The organism is Bacillus siamensis (assembly GCF_051628075.1).
Taxonomy (GTDB): domain Bacteria; phylum Bacillota; class Bacilli; order Bacillales; family Bacillaceae; genus Bacillus; species Bacillus siamensis.
This window is the reverse complement of record NZ_CP155579.1, coordinates 2,803,853-2,825,017: the sequence shown is the minus strand read 5'-3', so window position 1 is coordinate 2,825,017 and position 21,165 is coordinate 2,803,853. Positions and strand designations below refer to the sequence as shown.

The 21,165-nt window shown below is 48.3% G+C and carries 22 protein-coding genes; 18 read left to right on the top strand and 4 right to left on the bottom strand.

The genetic code is table 11. The features are described from left to right. Positions 1-95: 95 nt before the first annotated feature. Positions 96-1,487 (top strand): dipeptidase PepV, encoded by a 1,392-nt coding sequence (gene pepV, locus ABDB98_RS13795; protein WP_438420418.1) that lies wholly within the window; start codon positions 96-98, stop codon positions 1,485-1,487. A gap of 38 nt (positions 1,488-1,525) precedes the next feature. Here the strand turns inward: pepV and cysK are convergent, their stop codons facing one another. Beyond that, positions 1,526-2,497, bottom strand: a complete 972-nt coding sequence (gene cysK / locus ABDB98_RS13790) for a cysteine synthase A (protein ID WP_095241479.1) — start codon at positions 2,495-2,497, stop codon at positions 1,526-1,528. A gap of 90 nt (positions 2,498-2,587) precedes the next feature. Here cysK and thpR point away from each other — a divergent pair, with 90 nt between their 5' ends. From thpR to ABDB98_RS13770, 4 genes are all read left to right on the top strand, one after another. Continuing rightward, complete coding sequence (thpR, locus tag ABDB98_RS13785; protein WP_438420417.1) at positions 2,588-3,139, top strand: RNA 2',3'-cyclic phosphodiesterase; 552 nt, start codon at positions 2,588-2,590, stop codon at positions 3,137-3,139. Positions 3,140-3,165: 26 nt separating this feature from the next. Further along, positions 3,166-4,098 carry a hypothetical protein gene (locus tag ABDB98_RS13780; RefSeq protein ID WP_438420416.1) on the top strand — a complete coding sequence of 311 codons (933 nt, stop codon included), beginning with the start codon at positions 3,166-3,168 and terminating at the stop codon, positions 4,096-4,098. 52 nt (positions 4,099-4,150) lie between these two features. Further along, positions 4,151-5,080 (top strand): YegS/Rv2252/BmrU family lipid kinase, encoded by a 930-nt coding sequence (locus ABDB98_RS13775; protein WP_438420415.1) that lies wholly within the window; start codon positions 4,151-4,153, stop codon positions 5,078-5,080. 268 nt (positions 5,081-5,348) lie between these two features. After that, positions 5,349-6,146 carry a phosphotransferase family protein gene (locus ABDB98_RS13770; RefSeq protein ID WP_060965121.1) on the top strand — a complete coding sequence of 266 codons (798 nt, stop codon included), beginning with the start codon at positions 5,349-5,351 and terminating at the stop codon, positions 6,144-6,146. On the opposite strand, the gene ABDB98_RS13765 is transcribed toward ABDB98_RS13770, so the two are convergent. After that, a complete protein-coding gene (locus ABDB98_RS13765; protein WP_003152357.1) occupies positions 6,147-6,425 on the bottom strand; it encodes a YtzH-like family protein in 279 nt (92 codons plus the stop codon). 185 nt (positions 6,426-6,610) lie between these two features. Here ABDB98_RS13765 and trmB point away from each other — a divergent pair, with 185 nt between their 5' ends. The 3 genes from trmB to ABDB98_RS13750 all read left to right on the top strand — a co-directional run bounded on the left by trmB (position 6,611) and on the right by ABDB98_RS13750 (position 9,946). Further along, positions 6,611-7,264: a tRNA (guanosine(46)-N7)-methyltransferase TrmB gene (gene trmB, locus ABDB98_RS13760; RefSeq protein WP_438420414.1), complete on the top strand. Its 654-nt coding sequence runs from the start codon at positions 6,611-6,613 to the stop codon at positions 7,262-7,264. 58 nt (positions 7,265-7,322) lie between these two features. Further along, a complete protein-coding gene (locus ABDB98_RS13755; RefSeq protein ID WP_438420413.1) occupies positions 7,323-8,168 on the top strand; it encodes a YtnP family quorum-quenching lactonase in 846 nt (281 codons plus the stop codon). Between the two features lie 80 nt (positions 8,169-8,248). Continuing rightward, a complete protein-coding gene (locus ABDB98_RS13750; RefSeq protein ID WP_438420412.1) occupies positions 8,249-9,946 on the top strand; it encodes an NAD-dependent malic enzyme in 1,698 nt (565 codons plus the stop codon). Between the two features lie 55 nt (positions 9,947-10,001). On the opposite strand, the gene ABDB98_RS13745 is transcribed toward ABDB98_RS13750, so the two are convergent. Continuing rightward, positions 10,002-10,319: a PepSY domain-containing protein gene (locus tag ABDB98_RS13745; protein ID WP_003152366.1), complete on the bottom strand. Its 318-nt coding sequence runs from the start codon at positions 10,317-10,319 to the stop codon at positions 10,002-10,004. Between the two features lie 157 nt (positions 10,320-10,476). On the opposite strand from ABDB98_RS13745, the gene ABDB98_RS13740 reads away from it, so the two are divergent. Further along, positions 10,477-11,550, top strand: coding sequence for a M42 family metallopeptidase (locus ABDB98_RS13740; protein ID WP_099744786.1), 1,074 nt, complete (start codon positions 10,477-10,479; stop codon positions 11,548-11,550). A gap of 32 nt (positions 11,551-11,582) precedes the next feature. Here ABDB98_RS13740 and ABDB98_RS13735 read toward each other — a convergent pair whose 3' ends face one another. Next, positions 11,583-12,029 (bottom strand): YtoQ family protein, encoded by a 447-nt coding sequence (locus ABDB98_RS13735; protein ID WP_016938538.1) that lies wholly within the window; start codon positions 12,027-12,029, stop codon positions 11,583-11,585. A 197-nt stretch (positions 12,030-12,226) separates the two neighbouring features. On the opposite strand from ABDB98_RS13735, the gene ABDB98_RS13730 reads away from it, so the two are divergent. From ABDB98_RS13730 to ABDB98_RS13690, 9 genes are all read left to right on the top strand, one after another. Further along, positions 12,227-12,550 (top strand): thioredoxin family protein, encoded by a 324-nt coding sequence (locus tag ABDB98_RS13730; protein WP_003152373.1) that lies wholly within the window; start codon positions 12,227-12,229, stop codon positions 12,548-12,550. Positions 12,551-12,565: 15 nt separating this feature from the next. Further along, positions 12,566-13,375, top strand: coding sequence for a DUF1444 domain-containing protein (locus tag ABDB98_RS13725; protein ID WP_438420411.1), 810 nt, complete (start codon positions 12,566-12,568; stop codon positions 13,373-13,375). Between the two features lie 14 nt (positions 13,376-13,389). Then, positions 13,390-13,995, top strand: coding sequence for a YtpR family tRNA-binding protein (ytpR, locus tag ABDB98_RS13720; protein ID WP_438420410.1), 606 nt, complete (start codon positions 13,390-13,392; stop codon positions 13,993-13,995). Positions 13,996-14,162: 167 nt separating this feature from the next. Beyond that, positions 14,163-16,757 carry a DNA translocase FtsK gene (locus ABDB98_RS13715; RefSeq protein WP_438420408.1) on the top strand — a complete coding sequence of 865 codons (2,595 nt, stop codon included), beginning with the start codon at positions 14,163-14,165 and terminating at the stop codon, positions 16,755-16,757. A gap of 239 nt (positions 16,758-16,996) precedes the next feature. Continuing rightward, the gene (murC, locus tag ABDB98_RS13710; protein WP_016938542.1) at positions 16,997-18,295 is read left to right on the top strand and encodes a UDP-N-acetylmuramate--L-alanine ligase; all 1,299 of its coding nucleotides are present in this window, start codon (positions 16,997-16,999) and stop codon (positions 18,293-18,295) included. Positions 18,296-18,450: 155 nt separating this feature from the next. Further along, on the top strand, positions 18,451-18,873 hold the full coding sequence (locus ABDB98_RS13705; protein ID WP_016938543.1) for a DUF948 domain-containing protein: 423 nt from the start codon (positions 18,451-18,453) through the stop codon (positions 18,871-18,873). 32 nt (positions 18,874-18,905) lie between these two features. Further along, entirely contained in the window at positions 18,906-19,319 is a 414-nt protein-coding gene (locus ABDB98_RS13700) for a YtxH domain-containing protein (RefSeq protein ID WP_003152380.1), read from the top strand. A gap of 25 nt (positions 19,320-19,344) precedes the next feature. Continuing rightward, the gene (gene ytxJ / locus ABDB98_RS13695) at positions 19,345-19,671 is read left to right on the top strand and encodes a bacillithiol system redox-active protein YtxJ (protein ID WP_438420407.1); all 327 of its coding nucleotides are present in this window, start codon (positions 19,345-19,347) and stop codon (positions 19,669-19,671) included. A 236-nt stretch (positions 19,672-19,907) separates the two neighbouring features. After that, complete coding sequence (locus ABDB98_RS13690; RefSeq protein ID WP_016938546.1) at positions 19,908-20,984, top strand: bifunctional 3-deoxy-7-phosphoheptulonate synthase/chorismate mutase; 1,077 nt, start codon at positions 19,908-19,910, stop codon at positions 20,982-20,984. The last annotated feature ends 181 nt before the right edge of the window (positions 20,985-21,165 follow it).

Below are 21,165 nucleotides of genomic sequence, written 5' to 3'. Positions count from 1 at the left end.
AAGTACCTCCAATGACGAACATTTTTTCAAAACATCATCTATATTATTCGTTTTATGAACATTTTGCAAGTCTTTATCAAGAAAGGGGATTTGTGATGAATTGGGAAGTTGAAGTTATCCGAAACAAAGAAGATCTCGTCCGTGACACGCAGAAGTTTTTACAGATCAACAGCGTGATGGACGAATCAACAGCCGGCCCCGGCCGGCCGTTTGGAGAAGGCGTCAATGCCAGCCTGACTTCACTGCTGGAATTCGGCGAAAAAGAAGGCTTCACCGTCAAAAATCTTGACGGCTATGCGGGCCATATTGAGTGGGGAACGGGTGACGAAATTGTCGGCGTTCTGTGCCACGTCGATGTCGTTCCGCCCGGAGACGGCTGGACGAGCGATCCGTTTTCAGCCGAAATCAGGGACGGCCGGATATATGCCAGAGGCGCCATTGATGATAAAGGGCCGACAATGGCGGCGTTTTACGCGCTGAAAATCGTCAAAGACATGCAGCTGCCTTTATCCAAACGCGTGAGAATCATCATCGGAACAGATGAAGAGAGTGATTGGAGATGCGTGGACCACTATTTCAAACACGAAAAAATGCCTGACATCGGATTTGCCCCTGACGCCGATTTTCCGATCATTAACGCGGAAAAAGGAATGATAGATGCGTCACTGCGTATTGCAAAAAGAACTTCTGACAAAGACGCAAAAAACGGGCTTCTGTCATTCCGTTCAGGGCTGCGCTTGAACATGGTGCCGGATGCGGCTGAAGCGGTCATTGAAGGGGCCGGTCTGGATGCCGTGCACGCATATTTCAGCAACTGGCTGGAGCAGTCAAAAACACAAGGTGAAGCGGTTTCGGAAAACGGAAAACTGACGCTTCGGGTGTTCGGAAAATCATGCCACGCGATGGAACCGAATAATGGTATCAATGCCGGCTTAAAGCTTGCTGAATGCCTTAACGGAACGGAACTGGATGAAGCCGGAAAACACTTTGTCAAAACTGTCAGTGACTATTTTTCAAATGATACACGGGGCAAAAAGCTGAAGATTGATTGCAGGGATGACATCAGCGGAGAGCTTACATTGAATGTCGGCACCTTTACATACAAAAAGGGTGAGGGCGGAGAACTCGGCATCAACATCCGTTATCCCGTCACTTCGGACAGCCAAGCGGTTCGTGATGCCTTTATGTCCGCTGCTGAATTCCGGCTTGAAGAATTTAAAGACAGCAAACCGCACCACGTATCTGCCGATCATCCGCTCGTAAAGACGCTTCAAAAGGTTTACGAAGGACAGACGGGAAAGAAAGCGGATTTGATTTCAATCGGCGGAGGAACGTATGCGAGATCCCTTGCGGCGGGCGTGGCGTTCGGGCCGCTGTTTCCCGGCCGGCCTGACAGCGCGCATCAAAAGGATGAGTACATCGAAATTGATGACCTTCTCCGGTCAACCGCTTTATACGCCGAAGCCATTTATGAGCTTGCCAAGTGATCACAAAAAGGGACGCCGAAAGCGGCATCCCTTTTTTATCATTCAAATGACCATAAATCCGTTGATAAATAACGTTCTCCCGTATCGGCCGTCATACAGATGACGATCTGTTCGGAAGGGAGGCGTTTTGCGGTTTCAATGGCGGCAAAGCAGGCGGCGCCTGAAGACGGGCCGACGAGTATACCTTCTTCCCGGGCCAGGCGCCGGGTTGTCGTATACGCATCTTCATCAGATATTTTCATGATTTCATCGTAAACGTCCTGATTCAATATGCCGGGAATAAATCCGGGGCTTGTCCCGACCAGCTTATGAGCGCCGGGTTTTCCGCCGGACAGTACCGGCGATCCCGCGGGTTCGGCGACATGAACAATCATATCAGGGAAAAGCTCCTTCAGCGTTTCTCCGGTTCCGGTAATGGTTCCGCCCGTTCCCGCCGTTGCCACAAAAGCACCGAGCGGCCTGTTGAGCTGCTGAACGGCCTGATAGATTTCAATCGCGGTCGTTTTTCGGTGGGCGTCCGGATTGGCGCCGTTATCGAATTGCATCGGGATAAAACTTCCCGGAATCTGTTCGGCGAGTTCTTTCGCTTTTTTGATGCTGCCGGGCATTCTTTCAGCCCCCGGCGTTAATACCACCTCGGCGCCGTACGCTTTAAGCAGGTTGATGCGTTCTTTCGTCATCGTGTCAGGCATGACGAGGATTGCTCTGTAGCCGCGGGCCGCCGCGTTCATCGCCAGACCGATGCCTGTATTGCCGCTTGTCGGTTCGATGATGACAGAGCCGGGTTTTAAATGCCCGCTTTTTTCCGCTTCAATGATCATATTGTAAGCCGCTCTGTCTTTGACACTGCCGCTTGGGTTAAATGATTCTAATTTTAAATAGACTTGAGCTGCATGTTCTGGCTGAAGGCGATTGAGCTTTACGATCGGTGTGCCGCCGATCAGCTCCGCCGTGCTGTTTGCGATTTTCAAGACCGGCTCATTCCTTTCTGTATAAAACGTTCGGTACATAATATCCTATCATAATAAGCGGACAGGGTTCTCCTCTCCGCTTATCCGTTTTATAATTAACACCATAACAAAAGAGGGGGAGATCCTCATATGAAAGCTTCATTGCCGCATTATTTTATCGGCATTCCGATTCCTGCTGACATTGCTGAACCGATTTGGGAAGCAGCCAGAAAGGAGCCGGCGTTAACATTCAAAAAATGGGTGCATCCGCATGACTATCATATTACACTCATTTTTCTCGGGGCCGCGGATGAAGCCCGGCTTGCGAAACTATTGCCTTTGCTCGCAGATGCTGCGTCGAAAGCGCAGCCGTTTACCGTACAGTTTCAGCAGCTGGATGTTTTCGGCGACCGCAGACAGCCAAGAGTGCTTCACCTAGAACCTGAACAGAATGAACGGCTCTTTGATTTGCGGGAAAAAACAAAACAGGCTGTTTTGAAAGCCGGTTTTCAAGTGGAAAAACGGCCGTATCATCCTCATATGACGATGGCGCGGAAGTGGGCGGGAGACCGGCCGTTTCCGGACGATGTGCCGTTTGAAAGCGGCAGGGTGCAAAGCGCCGTCAGCCGGTTTTCCCTGTTTCAGACCCACCTTGACCGGTCGCCTAAATACGAAGAAATCGCACAGTTTCAATTGACATAAACAAATATTCGGAGTGGGGAAATTACATGGCACAGATCATTAAAATTCACGATTGCATATCAAGATATGAGCTTGATCCATATCATTATATGAACCAGTTTATCCGGCTGAAGAAAGAACGCTGGGAGACTCTCCTTGAAGCGTTTGACCGGAAAACGGAGGAAAAAGAAACAGAAACGGCTGGAGGCGGTGAAACCGGCCAAACGCCGGCCCGAAAAAAATTTTTCTTAAAAAAGAGAAAAGAAGAAAAAACGGCCGATATAAATGAAAAGAGGCACCAATGGTTTGATGAGCCGGAGGAAGAAGAGGCGCTGTTCGGAAATCTTCCGTCTCAAAAGTCTGAGCTCGCGTCTTTTTTCAAAGAACAGCTGTATGACTTTCAATTAAAATGGGCGAGCTCCACGCTTTCTCAAAAGTCTGAGCTTTCGCAGGCGGTCAAGAGGGACAGGATATTAAAAATGCTTGCTCAAAAGCTGCCCGATTCCTATTTTGTGATGTATCATCCGGTTCTTCAAATCCAGCAGGCGTCCGTCGAGCTGAGCATCATCATCATCTCCCCGCTGGAGATTTTCTGCGCTGCTTTTATGGAAGCTGAAGAGGACAGCGTATATATCGGATCAAAACATCGTTTTTGGGAAGAGAGGGGTTCCGGCAGCACGCGCCAAGTATTAAATCCGTCTCTCAGCCTGAACCGCACGGGCTCGGTCGTTTCGCAAATCGTAAAAGAAAAGCAGGCCGACATTCCCGTCAGAAAGCTTTTGCTCAGCAGAACGTCTTATTTTGATTACCCGGAGCCGCCATTTGGGCTGGATATAGCCGATAAACGGACTGCCGCAGAGTGGCTGGAAAAGCAGAGGAAAAATACGGCGCCGATCAAGCACCATCAGCTGAAGGCGGCGAAGGCACTTTTGTCTTACGGCTTAAGTCATTCACACCGGAGACAGGAATGGCTTGATTAAAACGGACGTTTGGAGGCTGTCTCTTCTTCAATGAAGCAGGTGAAAACAAACGATGAGTCAATGGTTTTTTATTATTAATCCGGTCTCAGGAGGCGGGAGGGGACGGCGTGTCTGGAAATCGGTTCAAAAAGAGCTGACCAGACGCGGTGTCAGCCACCGCTCCTTTCTGACCGGACATCCCGGGCATGCGGAAGTGCTGGCGAGACAGATTTCAACGATGCAGGATCATAAGCTGAAGCGGCTTTTTGTCATTGGCGGTGACGGCACGATGCATGAAGTCATTAACGGACTGAAAGGAATGGATCAGATTGAACTGACCTTTGTGCCCGCCGGTTCGTACAATGACTTTTCCAAAGGCCTCGGTGTTAAGAAGTCGGCGCTCCTCCATGAAATCAAAGGTCTGCACCGCCCGCTCACACGGAAATTTTTCGGGGGAAGCATCAACTTTTTTCATGACAAAGCACAATCTCTTTATTTTATTAACCACCTGTCTGTAGGGTTTGACGCCTCGGTTTCGAAGGCAGCCGCGGAGTTTCCGTTTTCGCGTGTTCTTCGGTTTCTGCGTCTCGGCTTTGTGATTTACCCGCTTGCGCATATACATACGGCCTCGGGGTTTCAGCCGTTCCGGTTTGCCTGCACGGCAGACGGCCAAAGGCATGAATTCCGCAATGTCTGGTTTGTCATTGCGGCTAATCATCCTTATTACGGAGGCGGTATGAAAGCGGCGCCTTCTGCAAATCCCCGCCAAAACGATTTTGATATTGTCATTGCGGAAAACCTGTCCTTTTTCTCGCTGTATCGTTTTTTATGGGCGATGAGCTTTGGCCGGCATATCAAAATGGACGGAGTGACGATGATAAAGGGGAAGGAATTCATTTTTGAAACAGATGGGAAAATTCCGTTTCACGCTGACGGAGAACTGGTCGGAACGACGCCGTTTCGGCTGATGCCGGGCGGAGCGCCGTTAAAAATAAAAACATAATAAAAATAAAACCCGTCAAATCTTTCTCGGCAAAGAACGGTTTGCGGCATAAATCTTCAGAATTCACAGGTGTTCTTGCTAGTTTTGCTTGACGAAGTTTGTGCTGTAGCGCTAAAATTTATAAGACGGCTATTGATTAGCATATGAGACTCTCAATAGCTGTCTTTTTTATTCTCAAGAAATTGTTTATGACAGGCTGCTCCGCCGAAAGAGAAAGGCTGGAGGCCTATTCTAAAATATTTTAAGAAATGATGGGTTGAACATTGATATGAACTGGTTGGGACAATTACTAGGTAGCGATTGGGAGATCTTCCCCGCCGGAGGAGCTACAGGAGATGCATATTATGCGAAACATAACGGCCAACAGCTTTTTTTAAAACGTAATAGCTCGCCCTTTTTAGCCGTGTTATCCGCCGAAGGCATTGTTCCGAAGCTGGTTTGGACGAAACGGATGGAAAACGGAGACGTTATTACGGCTCAGCATTGGATGACGGGCAGAGAGCTGAAGCCGAAGGATATGAGCGGACGCCCGGTGGCTGAGCTGCTCCGCAAAATCCACACATCTAAAGCCTTGCTTGACATGCTGAAAAGATTGGGGAAAGAACCGCTCGATCCGGGCGCTCTTTTGTCGCAGCTGAAGCAGGCCGTCTTTGCTGTGCGGCAATTTTCGCCGCTTATTCAGGAAGGCCTTGCTTATTTGGAAGCTCATGTGGATCAGGTGCAATTCGGTGAAAAAGTCGTTTGCCATTGTGATGTGAATCATAATAACTGGCTTTTGTCTGAAGACGACCAGCTGTATTTAATAGATTGGGACGGCGCGATGATAGCTGATCCGGCCATGGATCTCGGCCCTTTATTGTATCATTACGTCGAAGAGCCAGCGTGGGACAGCTGGCTTGGGATGTACGGCATGAAGCTCACGGAAGGGCTTCGGCTGCGGATGGCGTGGTACATGTTATCAGAGACCATCACCTTCATCGCCTGGCACAAATCAAAAGGGAACGACAAAGCGTACCATGATGCTATGGAAGAGCTTCATGCCCTGATGAAGCGGATTGTCAAGTAGTCAGGAGTACGAATCCATCTGCTCCACCCATTGGGACAAATGGTTTTGGTGCTCCTGAATATGCGTGTCGATGGAATCGGCCGTGATGCCGGACTGGCTGTAGCGGTATACATCCTCGAGCACGTTTTTTATATTTGAATCAAGCCCGGTGTTAGCCATCAGTGATTTGATGACGCGCTCGAGCTGTTCATACTCGGCAACCGTGCCGCAGCAATCCAATTGGTGGTCGGCCAGTATGTCCTTTAATAACCGGACCTGATGTTCGCTTGTTAAGCCCATGATTCATATACACATCCTTTCTGTGTCATACATTGTGCAAAGCGGTGCGGTTTTATGCATCACATGAGTGTTCCGGACCGGGGAGCCTCTTTTTTTATGCAGCCGGAGCCTTTAAAAGGCGCTTGCGGCTCTTTTTGTTTCATGGTATGTTGTTACTCGAAATTATAGATAGAGGTGTCAATCATATGAGAATGCGCCATAAACCTTGGGCGAATGATTTTCTGGCAGAAAACGCTGACATCGCCATCAGTGATCCGGCTCAGTATAAAGGGCGTTGGAACACGGTCTTTGGCAATGACAACCCGATCCATATTGAAGTCGGTACGGGAAAAGGGCAGTTCATTTCAGGAATGGCCAAGCAGAATCCGGATATCAACTATATCGGAATTGAGCTGTTTAAAAGCGTCATCGTCACTGCCGTCCAAAAAGTAAAGGACAGCGGGGCTCACAATGTCCGTTTGTTAAATATAGACGCGGAAACACTGAATGACGTATTTGAACGGGGAGAAATCCAGCGCGTATATTTAAACTTTTCTGACCCTTGGCCGAAAAACCGTCACGAAAAACGCCGTTTAACCTTTAAAGCGTTCTTGAAAAAATACGAAGAAGTCATGGGCGAAACGGGTGAGATTCATTTCAAAACCGATAACCGCGGGTTGTTTGAATACTCTTTGAAAAGTTTTTCCGAATACGGCCTGCTTCTGAAGGAAGTCAGTCTCGATCTGCACAACAGCGATCCGAAAGGCAATATTATGACAGAATACGAAGAAAAATTCTCCGCGCTCGGCCAGCCGATTTACCGGGCTGAAGTTGAATGGAGAACAAAAGACAGACTCTGATGCGGGAGTCTGTTTTTTTATGCCGCCATTTGCTACGATTACATCAGGAGGGATCAAGATGGAGACATTGAATATTGGGAATATTTCATTAACATGGCTGGACGGCGGTGTAACGCATATGGACGGAGGAGCGATGTTCGGCGTTGTCCCGAAGCCTTTATGGTCGAGAAAATACCCTGTAAACGACAAAAACCAGATTGAATTAAGAACAGACCCGATTCTGATCAGAAAAAACGGCCTGAATATTTTGGTTGACGCGGGGATCGGCAGAGGGAAATTCTCCGATAAGCAGAAAAGGAATTACGGTGTAACGCAGGAGTCCAATCTGAAAAAATCTCTGAGTGAACTCGGGCTTTCCTGTGAAGACATTCATATTGCGGCAATGACCCATCTTCATTTTGACCATGCATGCGGCCTGACGGAATACCGCGGAGAGGAGCTTGTCTCTGTTTTCCCGAACGCCCGCATTGTCACTTCTGCGACAGAGTGGCAAGAAATGAGAAACCCTAATATCAGATCGAAAAATACATATTGGAGAGAAAATTGGGAGGCTGTACAAGATCAGGTCGAAACCTTTGAGAACGCGTATGAGCTCACAGAAGGCATTACGATGCATCACACCGGCGGCCACAGTGACGGACACAGTGTCATTGTGGTAGAAGACGGAGGGGAAACGGCTGTGCATTTTGCCGACCTGATGCCGACAAACGCGCATAAAAATCCGTTATGGGTGCTGGCATATGATGACTATCCGATGACCTCCATTCCGCAAAAGCAAAAATGGCAGGCGTTCGCGGCAGAGAAAGACGCCTGGCTGATTTTCTATCACGACGCGATTTACAGGGCCGTAAAATGGGGCAAAAACGGCGAAGTGGCCGCGTCTGTCAAACGGGAGAGAAAATAAGCGGAATCAAATGATTTACCTGTATGAATTTCGGGAATAAAAGCAAACCTAAGACAAATTGCTTTGAAAGGAAGAGACAGGTGAATCAATTTCAAGTGACAACAGATGGAGAAATCAAAACAACTCTGCGCGGATTAGAAGTTCTTTCTACTCCTTTTTTAAATAAAGGGGTGGCCTTTACACAAGAGGAAAGAAAGGAACTCGGACTCGAGGGATTTCTGCCGCCGAAGGTATTGACAATCGAAGAGCAGGTGAAGCGGGCTTACGAACAGTTCAGTTCGCAGCCTGATGAGCTGAGCAAAAATGTGTACTTGACTGCTCTCCATGACCGGAATGAAACATTATTTTACAGGCTGCTAAATGATCATTTAGGCGAAATGCTGCCGATCGTATATACGCCGACAGTCGGCACCGCGATCCAGCGTTACAGCCATGAGTACAGAAAACCCCGCGGTCTGTATTTGTCGATAGATGACCCTGAGGGAATGCGCGCCGCATTTCAGCAGTTCGGAAAAAATGAAAACATTGATTTAATCGTTGCGACAGATGCCGAGGGCATTCTGGGAATCGGTGATTGGGGCGTCGGCGGCATCGCCATTTCTGTCGGAAAACTTGCGGTGTATACGGCAGCGGCCGGAATTGACCCGTCACGAGTGCTTGCGGTCGTATTGGACGCGGGGACGAATCAGGAAAGCCTCTTAAATGACCCGTTTTACGTCGGAAACCAGCATTCAAGAGTGCGCGGCGAGAAATATGACCGCTTTATTGATGAGTATGTCTCGCTTGCCCGGGAAACATTCCCGAATGCGCTGCTTCATTGGGAGGATTTCGGCACGGCTAACGCCCGCGGCATATTGAAACGGTATAAAGATAAAGTCTGTACGTTTAACGATGACATTCAAGGAACGGGCGCGGTGTCGCTTGCAGCTGTTTTAGCCTGCGCGAAAGCATCAAAAGTGCCTTTAAAAGAACATAAAGTCGTCGTCTTCGGCGCGGGAACGGCCGGTATCGGAATTGCTGAGCAGCTGCGCGAAGCAATGGTGCATGCCGGATTAAGCGAAGAAGAATCATACAGCCGCTTTTGGTGTATCGACAGAAACGGACTGTTAACGGATGACATGCAAGACTTGCGTGATTTTCAGGTTCCGTACGCCCGGTCTGCCGATGAAGTGAAAGAGTACAGCCGCAGCGGTGAAGGCGGATCAATTGATCTGGCGGAGACGGTCCGTCAGGCCAAGCCGACGATTCTGATCGGCACATCTACTGTATCAGGCGCATTTACAGAAGAAATCGTCAAAGAAATGGCATCACATGTTAAGCGGCCCGCTATTTTGCCGATGTCAAATCCGACCACATTATCAGAAGCAAAACCGGAAGACTTAATTAAATGGACGGAAGGCCGCGCGCTTGTCACGACGGGCAGTCCGTTCCCGCCTGTTGAGTATAACGGCGTTACGTACCATATCGGCCAGGCGAACAACGCGCTCGTATTCCCGGGACTCGGACTCGGCACGATTGTGACAAAGGCAAGGCTCATCACGGACAATATGTTTGTCGCCTGCGCGAATGCCATCGCCGGTATGGTGGATGTCGGCAAGCCGGGGGCGCCGATGCTCCCGAAAGTGGAAGATCTCAGAACGGTATCGGCAACTGTAGCGGTAGCCGTAGCAAAAGCAGCCATCCAGGACGGTGTAGCGGAAACGGAACCTGAGGATCTGATCCAAACGGTGCAGGACGAGATGTGGCACCCTGTATACAAACGGATTCGGCCGATGTAACCGAATAAAGCCCAAAACGCTGATGGTTTTGGGCTTTATTTTTTGCTTGTCCGAATTATGAGGCGACAGAATCAATGACATCGACAATCTGGCCTGTTTTTGCATTGACCATGACTTCATATTGCTCCAGCTCGCCGAAAGCCGAACGTGTCACGCCGGTTTTGTATACCTGGATGGTTTCTCCGTTTACCTGGTAAGGCTCAGGCTCTGTGTAAATCCACGATCCGTCTATCGGTCCGCGCTGTTTAAAAGCCGCCTTCACGATACGGAGCGCTTTTTCTGAAGAGATATAAGGTTTCATCGCATACTTTTTCACTGCGATGGCAGCGCATAATCCGACTCCTGCACCTAAGAGAAAATGACGTAGTTTCAATATGAAGCACCTCCAATTATGTCGTATTTTTATTATACAGAAGATGCCAGACGGTGTTAAGTAAAGCGGCGGTTTTACAGCCCATTCAATCTGACCGCTTGGAAAACAGTTGTTTTTCTAATAAAATAAAAGCATTACATAGAAATGAGGGGAAAATATGAATGAGGAAACGAAAACGCTTTTCCGGACGCTGACGCAGCTTCCCGGCGCACCGGGAAATGAACATCAGGTCCGCTCCTTTATGAAACGGGAGCTTGCGAAATATGCGGATGACATCGTGCAGGACAGACTCGGAAGTGTTTTCGGCGTAAGGCGCGGTGCTGAAGATGCGCCCACTGTTATGGTAGCAGGCCATATGGATGAAGTCGGATTTATGGTAACGCAGATTACTGATAACGGCATGCTGAGATTTCAGACGCTCGGCGGCTGGTGGAGCCAGGTGCTTCTGGCCCAGCGCGTCGAGGTTCAGACGGATAACGGACCTGTCATCGGCGTCATCTCAAGCATCCCGCCCCACATTTTAACGGATGCCCAGCGCGCAAAGCCGATGGAGATCAAAAATATGATGATTGATATCGGTGCAGATGACAGAGAGGACGCGGTCAAAATGGGGATCAGACCGGGTCAGCAGGTCGTGCCGGTCTGCCCGTTCACCCCGATGGCCAACGAGAAGAAAATATTGTCCAAAGCGTGGGATAACCGCTACGGCTGCGGATTAAGCATTGAATTATTAAAAGAGCTGCACGGAAAAGAGCTGCCGAACAACCTGTACGCCGGGGCCACCGTTCAGGAGGAAGTCGGCCTGAGAGGGGCGCAGACAGCGGCCAACATGATTCAGCCTGATCTCTTCTATGCGCTTGATGCCAGCCCGGCAAATGATATGAGCGGCGATAAGGAGCTGTTCGGCCGTCTCGGCGAGGGAGTGCTGCTCCGCATCCTCGACAGAACGACGGTCATGCACCGCGGGATGAGAGAGTTCGTCCTTGATATGGCGGAAACGCACAATATCCCTTATCAATATTTCGCTTCCGGCGGGGGAACGGATGCCGGGCGGGTTCACATATCAAACAGCGGGGTTCCGTCAGCCGTCATCGGCATTTGTTCAAGATACATTCATACAAATGCCGCCATCATCCATGTCGATGATTATGCCGCGGCGAAAGAAATGCTCATTAAGCTGGTCATGGCGAGTGACAAGCAGACGGTTGAAACGATCAGAGAAAATGTGTGAAAAAATAAGCAGGCCCGCATAAGGCGGCCTGCTTATTCTGTTTCAAATAAATAAGAGAGTGCTTTCATCGCCTGATTGACGGTTTCCACCGTAATATTGGCTTTGCCGGAAAGCTCTTTCAGCGGATGGTGCAGCTCTTTCGGACGGATCAGAATGAGCGGCTTGCCTTTTGCGATGGCATAAGAAGCATCCATCGCGGTATTCCACTGTTTATATTTCTCGCCAAACAGGGCGATTACAAAATCGGCTTTTTCCATCAGCACCTCTGTACGGAAATTGTTGATATCAGAGGCTCTGGCGTCCTTTAAAACAGAATCAGGCTGCTCGCCCATAATCTCTTCTCCGATATTGTCTGAGCGCTCATGGTTTTCCATCGGTCCGACAAACGTAATCGGCAGGTGCAGCGCTTTTGCTTTGTTCTTGATCTCGTTCCGCCAATCGCTGTGGATTTCACCGGCTAAATATACGACAAACTGCATCTTTTGCTCCTCCTTATTCCATATTCAGATTTTCGTACGGCTATAAGCAAAATGGTAAACGAAACTTGCTTGATAATGCAAATGAAATATGATAATGATATTGCATATAGTTGGTCTTGCTGTAAACAGTCTGGTATGATCCAATTGGACAAACATCAGCATACAAAAAAACTCAAAATCCAGATGGAGGAATGACAATGAAAAAGATTGAAAGCACGGAAGAATTGCAAAAAGCGGTACAGGACGATTGGGCGGTATTTATGTTTTCTGCGGATTGGTGCCCGGACTGCCGCTTTGTGGAGCCGTTTCTCCCTGAGCTGGAAGCGGACTTTCCTGAATTCACTTATTACTACGTAGACCGCGATCAATTTATCGATACATGTGCGGAATGGGAAATCTACGGCATTCCGAGTTTTGTGGTATTTAACGGAGGAAAAGAAGTAAACCGCTTCGTCAGCAAAGACCGCAAAACAAAAGAAGAAATCGAGCAATTTTTAACCGATTCCCTTGCTAAAGCATAAAGGAGGCCACGGGCTTTGAAGATGACGTCGAGGAAGCTGTCGGATCTATTAAAACAGCGCCTGCAGCACGAGAACCGATCCTTCTTTTTTGACAGAGAAAAAGACACCCTCCGTGTTGAGGATCAAACGACCAAAAAAGGCATCACATTAGAACTTCCGCCGATCATCGCCAAGTGGGAGACGAAAAAAGAAGAAGCGATCGACGAGATCGTCTACTATGTGTCTGAAGCGATGGAGGCGATGGGAGGAAGCGGACAGGAGATGTCCGGAAAGGAAGCCGGAATTTATCCGGTGATCCGCTCCACGTCATTTCCTGATCAAACGGGCGACGGCATTCCGCTCGTGTATGATGACCATACTGCCGAAACGAGAATCTACTACGCGCTTGACCTCGGCAAGACGTACCGCTTAATTGACAGCCGGATGCTTGAGAAAGAAAACTGGACAAAAGAACGGATCAGGGAAACGGCATCATTCAATCTCCGCTCGCTCCCTTCGGTCGTAAAGCAGGATACGGTTGCGGGCAATTATTTTTATTTTTTCAGAGCGAATGACGGCTATGACGCCAGCCGGATTCTCAATGATTCGATTCTTCATGACTACAAACAGGCCGCTGAAGGCGAATTAGCGATTTCTGTCCCGCATCAGGATGTATTAATACTTGCTGACATTCGAAATGAATCGGGTTATGATATTTTAGGGCAAATGTCCATGAGCTTCTTTGCAAGCGGCACGGTGCCGATTACGGCCCTTTCATTTCTCTATAATGAAGGCAGACTGGAACCTGTGTTTATCATGGCGAAAAGCCGGCCGAAAAAGGATTAGAAAGGATTTTTCTTATGAACGCTTTTTACAATAAAGAAGGTGTGGGAGATACGCTTCTGATCTCTCTTAAAGATGCAGCACGTGAAGAAATCGGCTATGAAAGAGAAGGCGATGTCGTCAGAATCTTTAACAAAGAAACAAAAGAAACGACGGGCTTTAATATTTTTAACGTGTCTTCTTATTTACAGATTGAGGACAATGGCCCTGTCGCTTTGTCTGAGACATTCGTTCAGGACGTGAATGAAATACTGAACAGAAACGGTGTTTCAGAAACGCTGACGGTTGACCTTTCTCCGAAATTTGTTGTCGGTCACGTTGAATCGAAAGAAAAACATCCGAATGCGGATAAACTGAATATCTGCCAAGTGAATGTGGGAGAGGAAACCCTTCAAATCGTTTGCGGCGCGCCGAACGTAGACAAAGGACAAAAAGTCGTCGTCGCTAAAGTCGGCGCGGTGATGCCGAGCGGGCTTGTCATTAAAGATGCTGAATTAAGAGGCGTTCCGTCAAGCGGCATGATCTGCTCCGCGAAAGAACTCGCTTTGCCGGATGCACCGTCGGAAAAAGGCATTCTCGTTCTTGAAGACAGCCGCCAGGCCGGCGAAGCATTTCAATTCTAACTCCCATAAATAAGCGCACAGAATCGAATGATGTGAGAGAAAGCCGTTAAGCAGGCCTGCTTAACGGCTTTCTTCAGTTGGGAGCTTAATCTTTTCTGAGCCGCCCGGCAGTGGTATACTAAATATCGTCCCAGACTACTAATAAGGGAGTTAGAGAGTGATTAAACATGAGTTGGCTGAATAAATTTTTTGACTTATTTTTAGGTGAAAAAGAAGAAGAGCATGAACATGAACCGAACACACATGCCCAAATCCCGAAACAGCAGATACCGGATCAGCCAGAAGGCAAATTAACGCGCATGGAAGATCCTAAAATATATTACGAATATCCGAAAGGGAATTTCCGCTTTCCCGTCGTTCCGGACGGCTATAAGCGAACGGAACAAAGACAGCAGGAAAGGCATGAACGCCGCCGCCAGCCGTCCCGGGGATATGCCGCCGCGACGGAGCATACGGAGCGGGAGCGGAAACAGCATACATATGAAGAGCCGGAGCCGGTGAAAAAGCCCTTTAAACCGTCATCCATTCCTTCACCGGTCTACGGTTTTCAATCTCAGCACAGCATTAAAAAAGCGCCTAATCCGCAAAAACAGCGTGAAGAGAGCGTGACATTGCTGTCAGAGGAGCAATTTGTTCCGCCAAAGTCCGGTCAGGAAACGGAAAAAGAGCCCGCATTCACAGCATCCGCCATGACAAAACAGACGGACACCCGGCTGGACCCGTCTGTGAAACCGGAAGAATTCCAGGCCGCCAAACAAGAGCAGCCGCACACTGAGGCTGAGAATGCAAAAGAGCAAGTGTACAGAGCATCAGAACCGCGCCAGGCTAAAGACCTGCAGCAGCCGGAAAGCACGGAACCTGCCGGCTATACAGATCAACAAGAGCTGGAACAAACCGAGCCGCAGCCTTTAAATGAGACTGAGTATGAAGCGCCCCGGCCGTCTGAACACACAGAAGAACAAGCGCCGCAGCAGGAGGAGTATCAGCAGCCTGAGACGGAAGCCGCTCAAACTTTTGAAACCGCTGGGGAACCAGTATATACATACTCAGAACCCGGGTATGAAGAGGAAGAGCAGCCGCAGTCTGAAGCCCGGCCTGAATCGCCTGAGGCTGACGCGGAACAAACAGCAGATGAACAGCCTGAGTTCAACGAAGCCCCTCAGCATTCTGAACCGGAGCCTGAATCTGCAGTCATCGAGCCGGCCGAAGCCCCGGCCCCGCCTGCCGAAGAAAAAACGAAGAATTACGAACAGCCTGTAAAAACGGCGGAGCGGCCGAAAGAGCGCAGTGTTCCGTTTAATGTCATGATGCTCAAAAGCGATAAACACAAGCAGACGAAGACACCAGAGGGCGGAGCGGGCTATGTTTTCCCGAATCTGTCGCTTCTGGACGTACCGCCGGCTCAAAGACATGACGACCAATCATGGATTGAAGAACAGCGTGAGCTTTTAAACGTTACACTGAAAAACTTTAATGTGCGCGCCCAAGTCGTTCATGTCACACAAGGCCCGTCCGTCACAAGATTTGAAGTGCATCCTGAGCCGGGAGTGAAAGTAAACAAAATTACAAACTTAGCAGATGATATAAAGCTGAGTTTATCTGCCAAGGATATTCGCATTGAGGCGCCGATCCCCGGCAAAAACACGATCGGCATTGAAGTTCCGAACCGCGTAAGCAAGGTCGTTGATTTACGGCAGATGATCAGAAGCGCCGCTTTCAGGACGAATCCGTCTCCGCTTACAGCCGCGCTCGGTGTCGATATTTCCGGCAATCCGGTCGTCATTGATTTGAAAAAAATGCCGCACGGCTTGATTGCGGGTGCGACAGGATCGGGAAAAAGCGTCTGCATCAATACCATTTTGGTCAGTCTGCTTTATAAGGCAGATCCGAGCGAGGTCAAAGTGCTTTTGATTGATCCGAAAATGGTCGAGCTTGCGCCTTATAACCAAATTCCGCATTTAGTCAGCCCCGTCATCACGGACGCCAAAGCCGCAACCGCGGCGTTAAAATGGGTTGTGGAAGAGATGGAACGGCGGTATGAACTGTTTGCTCATTCAGGTGTGAGAGATATCGGCCGTTTTAATGAATTAACGGCCGATCATAAGACAGGCGAAAAGCTCCCGTACCTCGTAGTGGTTATTGATGAGCTTGCCGATTTAATGATGGTCGCGCCGAACGATGTGGAAGAAAGCATTGCCAGAATCGCGCAGAAAGCGAGAGCCTGCGGCATTCATCTCCTCGTCGCGACACAGCGTCCGTCTGTCGATGTCATTACCGGCATGATCAAGGCGAACATCCCGACGAGGATCGCATTCTCCGTCTCAAGTCAGGTCGATTCCAGAACGATTATCGACATGGCGGGGGCGGAAAAGCTGCTCGGAAAAGGCGACATGCTGTACTGGGAAAACGGTACCGGTAAACCGGTGCGTCTGCAGGGCAACTTTGTCTCAGACAGCGAGATCGACCGCGTCGTCTCTCACGTCAGAAAGCAGCTCCCGCCTTCTTATTTGTTTGAACAGGAAGAACTGATCAGGCAGGGAACCGCCCTCAAGGAAGAGGACGAGCTGTTTCCTGAGGCGTGCCAATTTGTCGTGGAGCAAAACAGCGCCAGCACCTCCAGCCTTCAAAGAAGGTTCAGGATCGGCTATAACCGTGCGGCGAGGCTGATTGACATGATGGAAGCTGAAGGCATGATCTCAGAAGCAAAGGGCAGCAAACCCCGCGAAGTGCTGATTACGGCTGCTGACATTACTCAAGAATAAGAATATCGTTCATTTTTCTCACAAACATGGTATGATAATGGATGGACCATCAAACAGCATCACTGTCACGCGCTGAAATATCATGCGGCAGGTTTAATCAAAAAGAAAGTTACAGATACTGACGATAATGTAAAAATAAATGGAAGCGCCGCTGTGCAGGCTTTTCGCCCGCGGCGGTCGCAAAATGAAATGAGCGTCATATACTGGGGAACAGATAGACGTTTGTTGGAGGTACGATTATGACTGTTTATCATTTTGTTGGAATAAAAGGGACAGGTATGAGCCCGCTTGCTCAAATCCTGCATGATACAGGGTATCAGGTGCAGGGATCGGATATCGAGAAGCAGATTTTTACTCAGGCTGCCCTTGAAAAAAGAAATATCCCGATCTATCCGTTCAGCCCCGATAACATCAAACCGGGCTTAACGGTAATCGCCGGAAACGCATTCCCTGATTCTCATCCGGAAATCGCAAAGGCGCTCGCTGAAGGAATTCCTGTTATCAGATATCATAAATTTTTAGCTGAATATATGAAAAAATATACAAGTGTCGCGGTTACGGGCGCACACGGCAAGACGTCCACTACGGGTCTCTTGGCACACGTGATGCAGCAGGCGAAGCCGACTTCGTTTCTTATCGGAGACGGGACGGGCAGAGGAAATGAAAGCAGCGAATACTTTGTATTTGAAGCCTGCGAGTACCGCCGTCATTTCTTAAGCTATCAGCCTGATTATGCGATCATGACGAATATTGATTTTGATCACCCTGATTATTTCGCCAACATTGACGATGTGTTTGATGCTTTCCAAAACATGGCGCTTCAAGTCAACAAAGGCATCATTGCCTGCGGTGATGACGAGTATCTGCCGAAAATTCACGCCAATGTGCCTGTTGTTTATTACGGCACGGGAGAAGAAAACGATTTTCAAGCGAGAAACATCGTAAAAAATACGGAAGGCACGACATTTGACGTCTTTGTCCGCAATACGTTTTACGATACGTTCTACATCCCGGCATACGGCCATCACAATGTCCTCAATTCATTAGCGGTCATTGCGCTTTGCCACTATGAAGAGATCGACGTGAACATGATTAAACGCGGACTTGAATCATTCGGCGGCGTCAAACGCAGATTCAATGAAAAAGTGATCGGCAGCCAGGTGCTGATAGACGACTACGCCCACCATCCGACTGAAATTAAAGTCACCATTGAGGCGGCGCGCCAAAAATATCCGGAACGTGAAATCATCGCGGTATTCCAGCCGCATACGTTTACACGGACGCAATCATTCCTTGATGAATTTGCAGAAAGCTTGAGCGCGGCCGATCGCGTGTATCTGTGCGACATTTTCGGATCTGCCCGCGAGAACGTCGGCAAACTCACCATCACGGATCTGCAGGAAAAAATCGATAACGCAGAACTCATTGAAGAGAATGACACATCCGTGTTAAAAGCGCATAAAGACGCAGTGCTGATCTTTATGGGCGCCGGAGACATTCAAAAATATATGAGGGCCTATGAAAACGTCATAGCGTAACAAAAAAGCAGTGGGGCTCTCACTGCTTTTTTGTGCGTGCGCAAAGGGATTTACCGATAAACGGAGAAATAGTATACATACAGCCCCTTTCATATATGTTTATCATTTTAATAATTGGGTATATACCATTATATCCTGCAATAAGGAGGTATTAGATGATTATCATTCTTTACTTAAGCGTCGCACTCATTGCCGTAGCATTTCTTATCCTCGTCATTTATCTGTCCAAAACATTAAAGTCCGTGCAGATGACTTTAACAAACGTAGCGTCGACTTTAGACGGCCTTGAAGGGCAGATGAAGGGCATTACCGCAGAGACAACCGAGCTGTTACATAAGACAAACCGTCTCGCGGAAGACATTCAGGAAAAATCAGAGAAATTAAATACGGTTGTCCATGCTGTGCAGGAAGTGGGAACTTCCGTCCAGCAGTTTAATACATCCATAAAGCAGGCAGCCGGTTCCGTTTCGGCCTCTGTCAGAGAGAACCAGGATAAGATCAGTCAGGTTGTCACCTGGAGCCAGGCCGCTATGGAAATATGGGACAAGTGGAAGCAAAAGAAAAAAACATCGCTTTAATCATAAGAAAAATCCACTAAGGAGGAATCATAATGAGCAAAGATGGAATCAATAGTAAGGATTTTTTAATCGGAACGCTGATCGGGGGAATTATCGGCGCGACAACGGCTTTGTTTCTGGCGCCTAAATCAGGCAAGGAGCTGCGCGACGATCTCGGCAGCCAGGCTTCCGCATTGAAGGATAAGACGGACAGAATGACGGCCGACGCGAAAGAAAAAGGCTCTCAATATGTCAGCATCGCCAAGGACAAAACATCTAACATCACCCAGCTGGTAGCTGATCAGTCAGGCCAGATTATGAATAAAGTGAAGGATTTAAAAGACCGTTCTAAGAGCACACTAACCGAGAAAGCCGAAGAGACGAGAAGCGAAATGCAGGACACGGCCCAAAGCATCAAAGCCGAAGCGGAAGATGCAGGGGAAAAAGCCGGTCAGGCAAATCGCTGATCTTCAATAAGGAGAGATAACAGACATGACAAAGCAGCTGATATCGTCAGAAGAAGAGTTCAAAAATGCCGCTGAGAAAGAAAGCACGTTCGTGTTTTTGAAACACAGCACAACCTGCCCGATCAGCCAAGCGGCGTTTCAGGAGTTTGACGCGTTTGCATCAGAGCATTCAGAAGTGCCTTCTTATTACCTGCAGGTGCAGGACAGCCGGCCGCTTTCAAACTATATCGCCGAGACATACGGCGTGAAACATGAAAGCCCGCAAGTATTCGTCATTACAAACGGCGTAGTGAAATGGCATGCGTCTCATTCCCAAATCACAAAAAACGCAATAGAGCAGCACCTTTCATAATTTACTGACCGCCGGATGATACCGGCGGTTTTTTTTTGAAAAAAACTATTGATCATTTCAGCCATATCATGTAGGATATCAATATACACTACTTCAACGCATAAAAGCTTAAAAGCGTTTTGGTGATAAAGTAAAATGTGAAGAAATTTATTGTTTCATATTCCTATTTTCGCATAACTGTAGTAAGATGCATGTTAACCATTAAAATAAAACATAGCATAGAAGGGATGAAAAAGATGAGCAACAAGGAATTAGAGAGCCTAAGACAGCAGGCAGACGCACTAAACTTACAAATCCTTAAATTAATCAATGAACGCGGAGCCGTTGTAAAAGAAATCGGTAAAGCCAAAGAAGCACAGGGTGTCAACCGATTTGACCCCGTCAGAGAGCGTACAATGCTTAACCGCATTATTGAAAGCAATGACGGCCCGTTTGAAAACTCAACAATCCAGCATATTTTCAAAGAAATTTTCAAAGCCGGCCTTGAGCTTCAAGAAGAGGATCACAGCAAAGCGTTGCTCGTCTCCCGGAAGAAAAAAGCAGAAGATACGATCGTTGACATTAAAGGCGAAAAAGTCGGTGACGGCGATCAGAGATTCATCGTCGGTCCTTGTGCCGTAGAAAGCTATGAGCAGGTTGCGGAAGTAGCGGCCGCTGCGAAAAAACAAGGCATTAAAATCCTGCGCGGAGGTGCGTTCAAACCCCGCACAAGCCCGTATGATTTCCAAGGTCTCGGCGTAGAAGGCCTGCAAATCCTCAAACGCGTCGCTGATGAATATGACCTCGCGGTGATCAGTGAAATCGTTACGCCTGCCCACATTGAGCAAGCGATTGATTACATTGACGTCATTCAGATCGGCGCACGTAACATGCAAAACTTTGAATTACTGAAAGCCGCCGGTTCGGTTAAAAAGCCGGTATTGCTAAAACGCGGTCTTGCCGCAACGATTTCAGAGTTCATCAATGCAGCTGAATACATCATGTCACAAGGAAACGACCAAATCATTCTTTGTGAGCGCGGAATCAGAACGTACGAAACAGCAACGAGAAACACGCTTGACATTTCTGCCGTGCCGATTTTGAAACAGGAAACTCACTTGCCGGTGTTTGTTGACGTCACACATTCAACAGGCCGCCGCGATCTCCTGCTTCCGACAGCAAAAGCAGCGCTTGCGATCGGCGCTGACGGCGTGATGGCCGAAGTTCACCCTGATCCTTCCGTTGCCCTTTCAGACTCTGCGCAGCAGATGGATATACCTGAATTCGAGAAATGGCTGAACGAATTAAAGCCGATGGTGAAAGTAAAAGCATAATAAAGTGTTCCGTTCTTTAAGGGCCGCCTCGTGCGGCCCTTTTTCGTTTCTTCATTTTATTTAATTATAAAATGGAAGTGAACGTTTTCATCACTGGGAAAAACGTGTATAATTTCATGAGAAGTATTTAAATTTGATGAATAATGAAAAATAATGTACACTACTGACTTACGCTTACAAC

Coding starts and splice junctions, on each gene's coding strand:
- cysK (WP_095241479.1), bottom strand. CDS start 2,497: ATGTACCGAACGTTTTATACAGAAAGGAATGAGCCGGTCTTGAAAATC.
- pepV (WP_438420418.1), top strand. CDS start 96: ATGAATTGGGAAGTTGAAGTTATCCGAAACAAAGAAGATCTCGTCCGT.
- ABDB98_RS13715 (WP_438420408.1), top strand. CDS start 14,163: ATGAGTTGGCTGAATAAATTTTTTGACTTATTTTTAGGTGAAAAAGAA.
- murC (WP_016938542.1), top strand. CDS start 16,997: ATGACTGTTTATCATTTTGTTGGAATAAAAGGGACAGGTATGAGCCCG.
- ABDB98_RS13700 (WP_003152380.1), top strand. CDS start 18,906: ATGAGCAAAGATGGAATCAATAGTAAGGATTTTTTAATCGGAACGCTG.
- ABDB98_RS13755 (WP_438420413.1), top strand. CDS start 7,323: ATGGAGACATTGAATATTGGGAATATTTCATTAACATGGCTGGACGGC.
- ABDB98_RS13765 (WP_003152357.1), bottom strand. CDS start 6,425: ATGGGCTTAACAAGCGAACATCAGGTCCGGTTATTAAAGGACATACTG.
- trmB (WP_438420414.1), top strand. CDS start 6,611: ATGAGAATGCGCCATAAACCTTGGGCGAATGATTTTCTGGCAGAAAAC.
- ABDB98_RS13705 (WP_016938543.1), top strand. CDS start 18,451: ATGATTATCATTCTTTACTTAAGCGTCGCACTCATTGCCGTAGCATTT.
- ABDB98_RS13780 (WP_438420416.1), top strand. CDS start 3,166: ATGGCACAGATCATTAAAATTCACGATTGCATATCAAGATATGAGCTT.
- ABDB98_RS13690 (WP_016938546.1), top strand. CDS start 19,908: ATGAGCAACAAGGAATTAGAGAGCCTAAGACAGCAGGCAGACGCACTA.
- ytxJ (WP_438420407.1), top strand. CDS start 19,345: ATGACAAAGCAGCTGATATCGTCAGAAGAAGAGTTCAAAAATGCCGCT.
- ABDB98_RS13775 (WP_438420415.1), top strand. CDS start 4,151: ATGAGTCAATGGTTTTTTATTATTAATCCGGTCTCAGGAGGCGGGAGG.
- thpR (WP_438420417.1), top strand. CDS start 2,588: ATGAAAGCTTCATTGCCGCATTATTTTATCGGCATTCCGATTCCTGCT.
- ABDB98_RS13730 (WP_003152373.1), top strand. CDS start 12,227: ATGAAAAAGATTGAAAGCACGGAAGAATTGCAAAAAGCGGTACAGGAC.
- ytpR (WP_438420410.1), top strand. CDS start 13,390: ATGAACGCTTTTTACAATAAAGAAGGTGTGGGAGATACGCTTCTGATC.
- ABDB98_RS13740 (WP_099744786.1), top strand. CDS start 10,477: ATGAATGAGGAAACGAAAACGCTTTTCCGGACGCTGACGCAGCTTCCC.
- ABDB98_RS13770 (WP_060965121.1), top strand. CDS start 5,349: ATGAACTGGTTGGGACAATTACTAGGTAGCGATTGGGAGATCTTCCCC.
- ABDB98_RS13735 (WP_016938538.1), bottom strand. CDS start 12,029: ATGCAGTTTGTCGTATATTTAGCCGGTGAAATCCACAGCGATTGGCGG.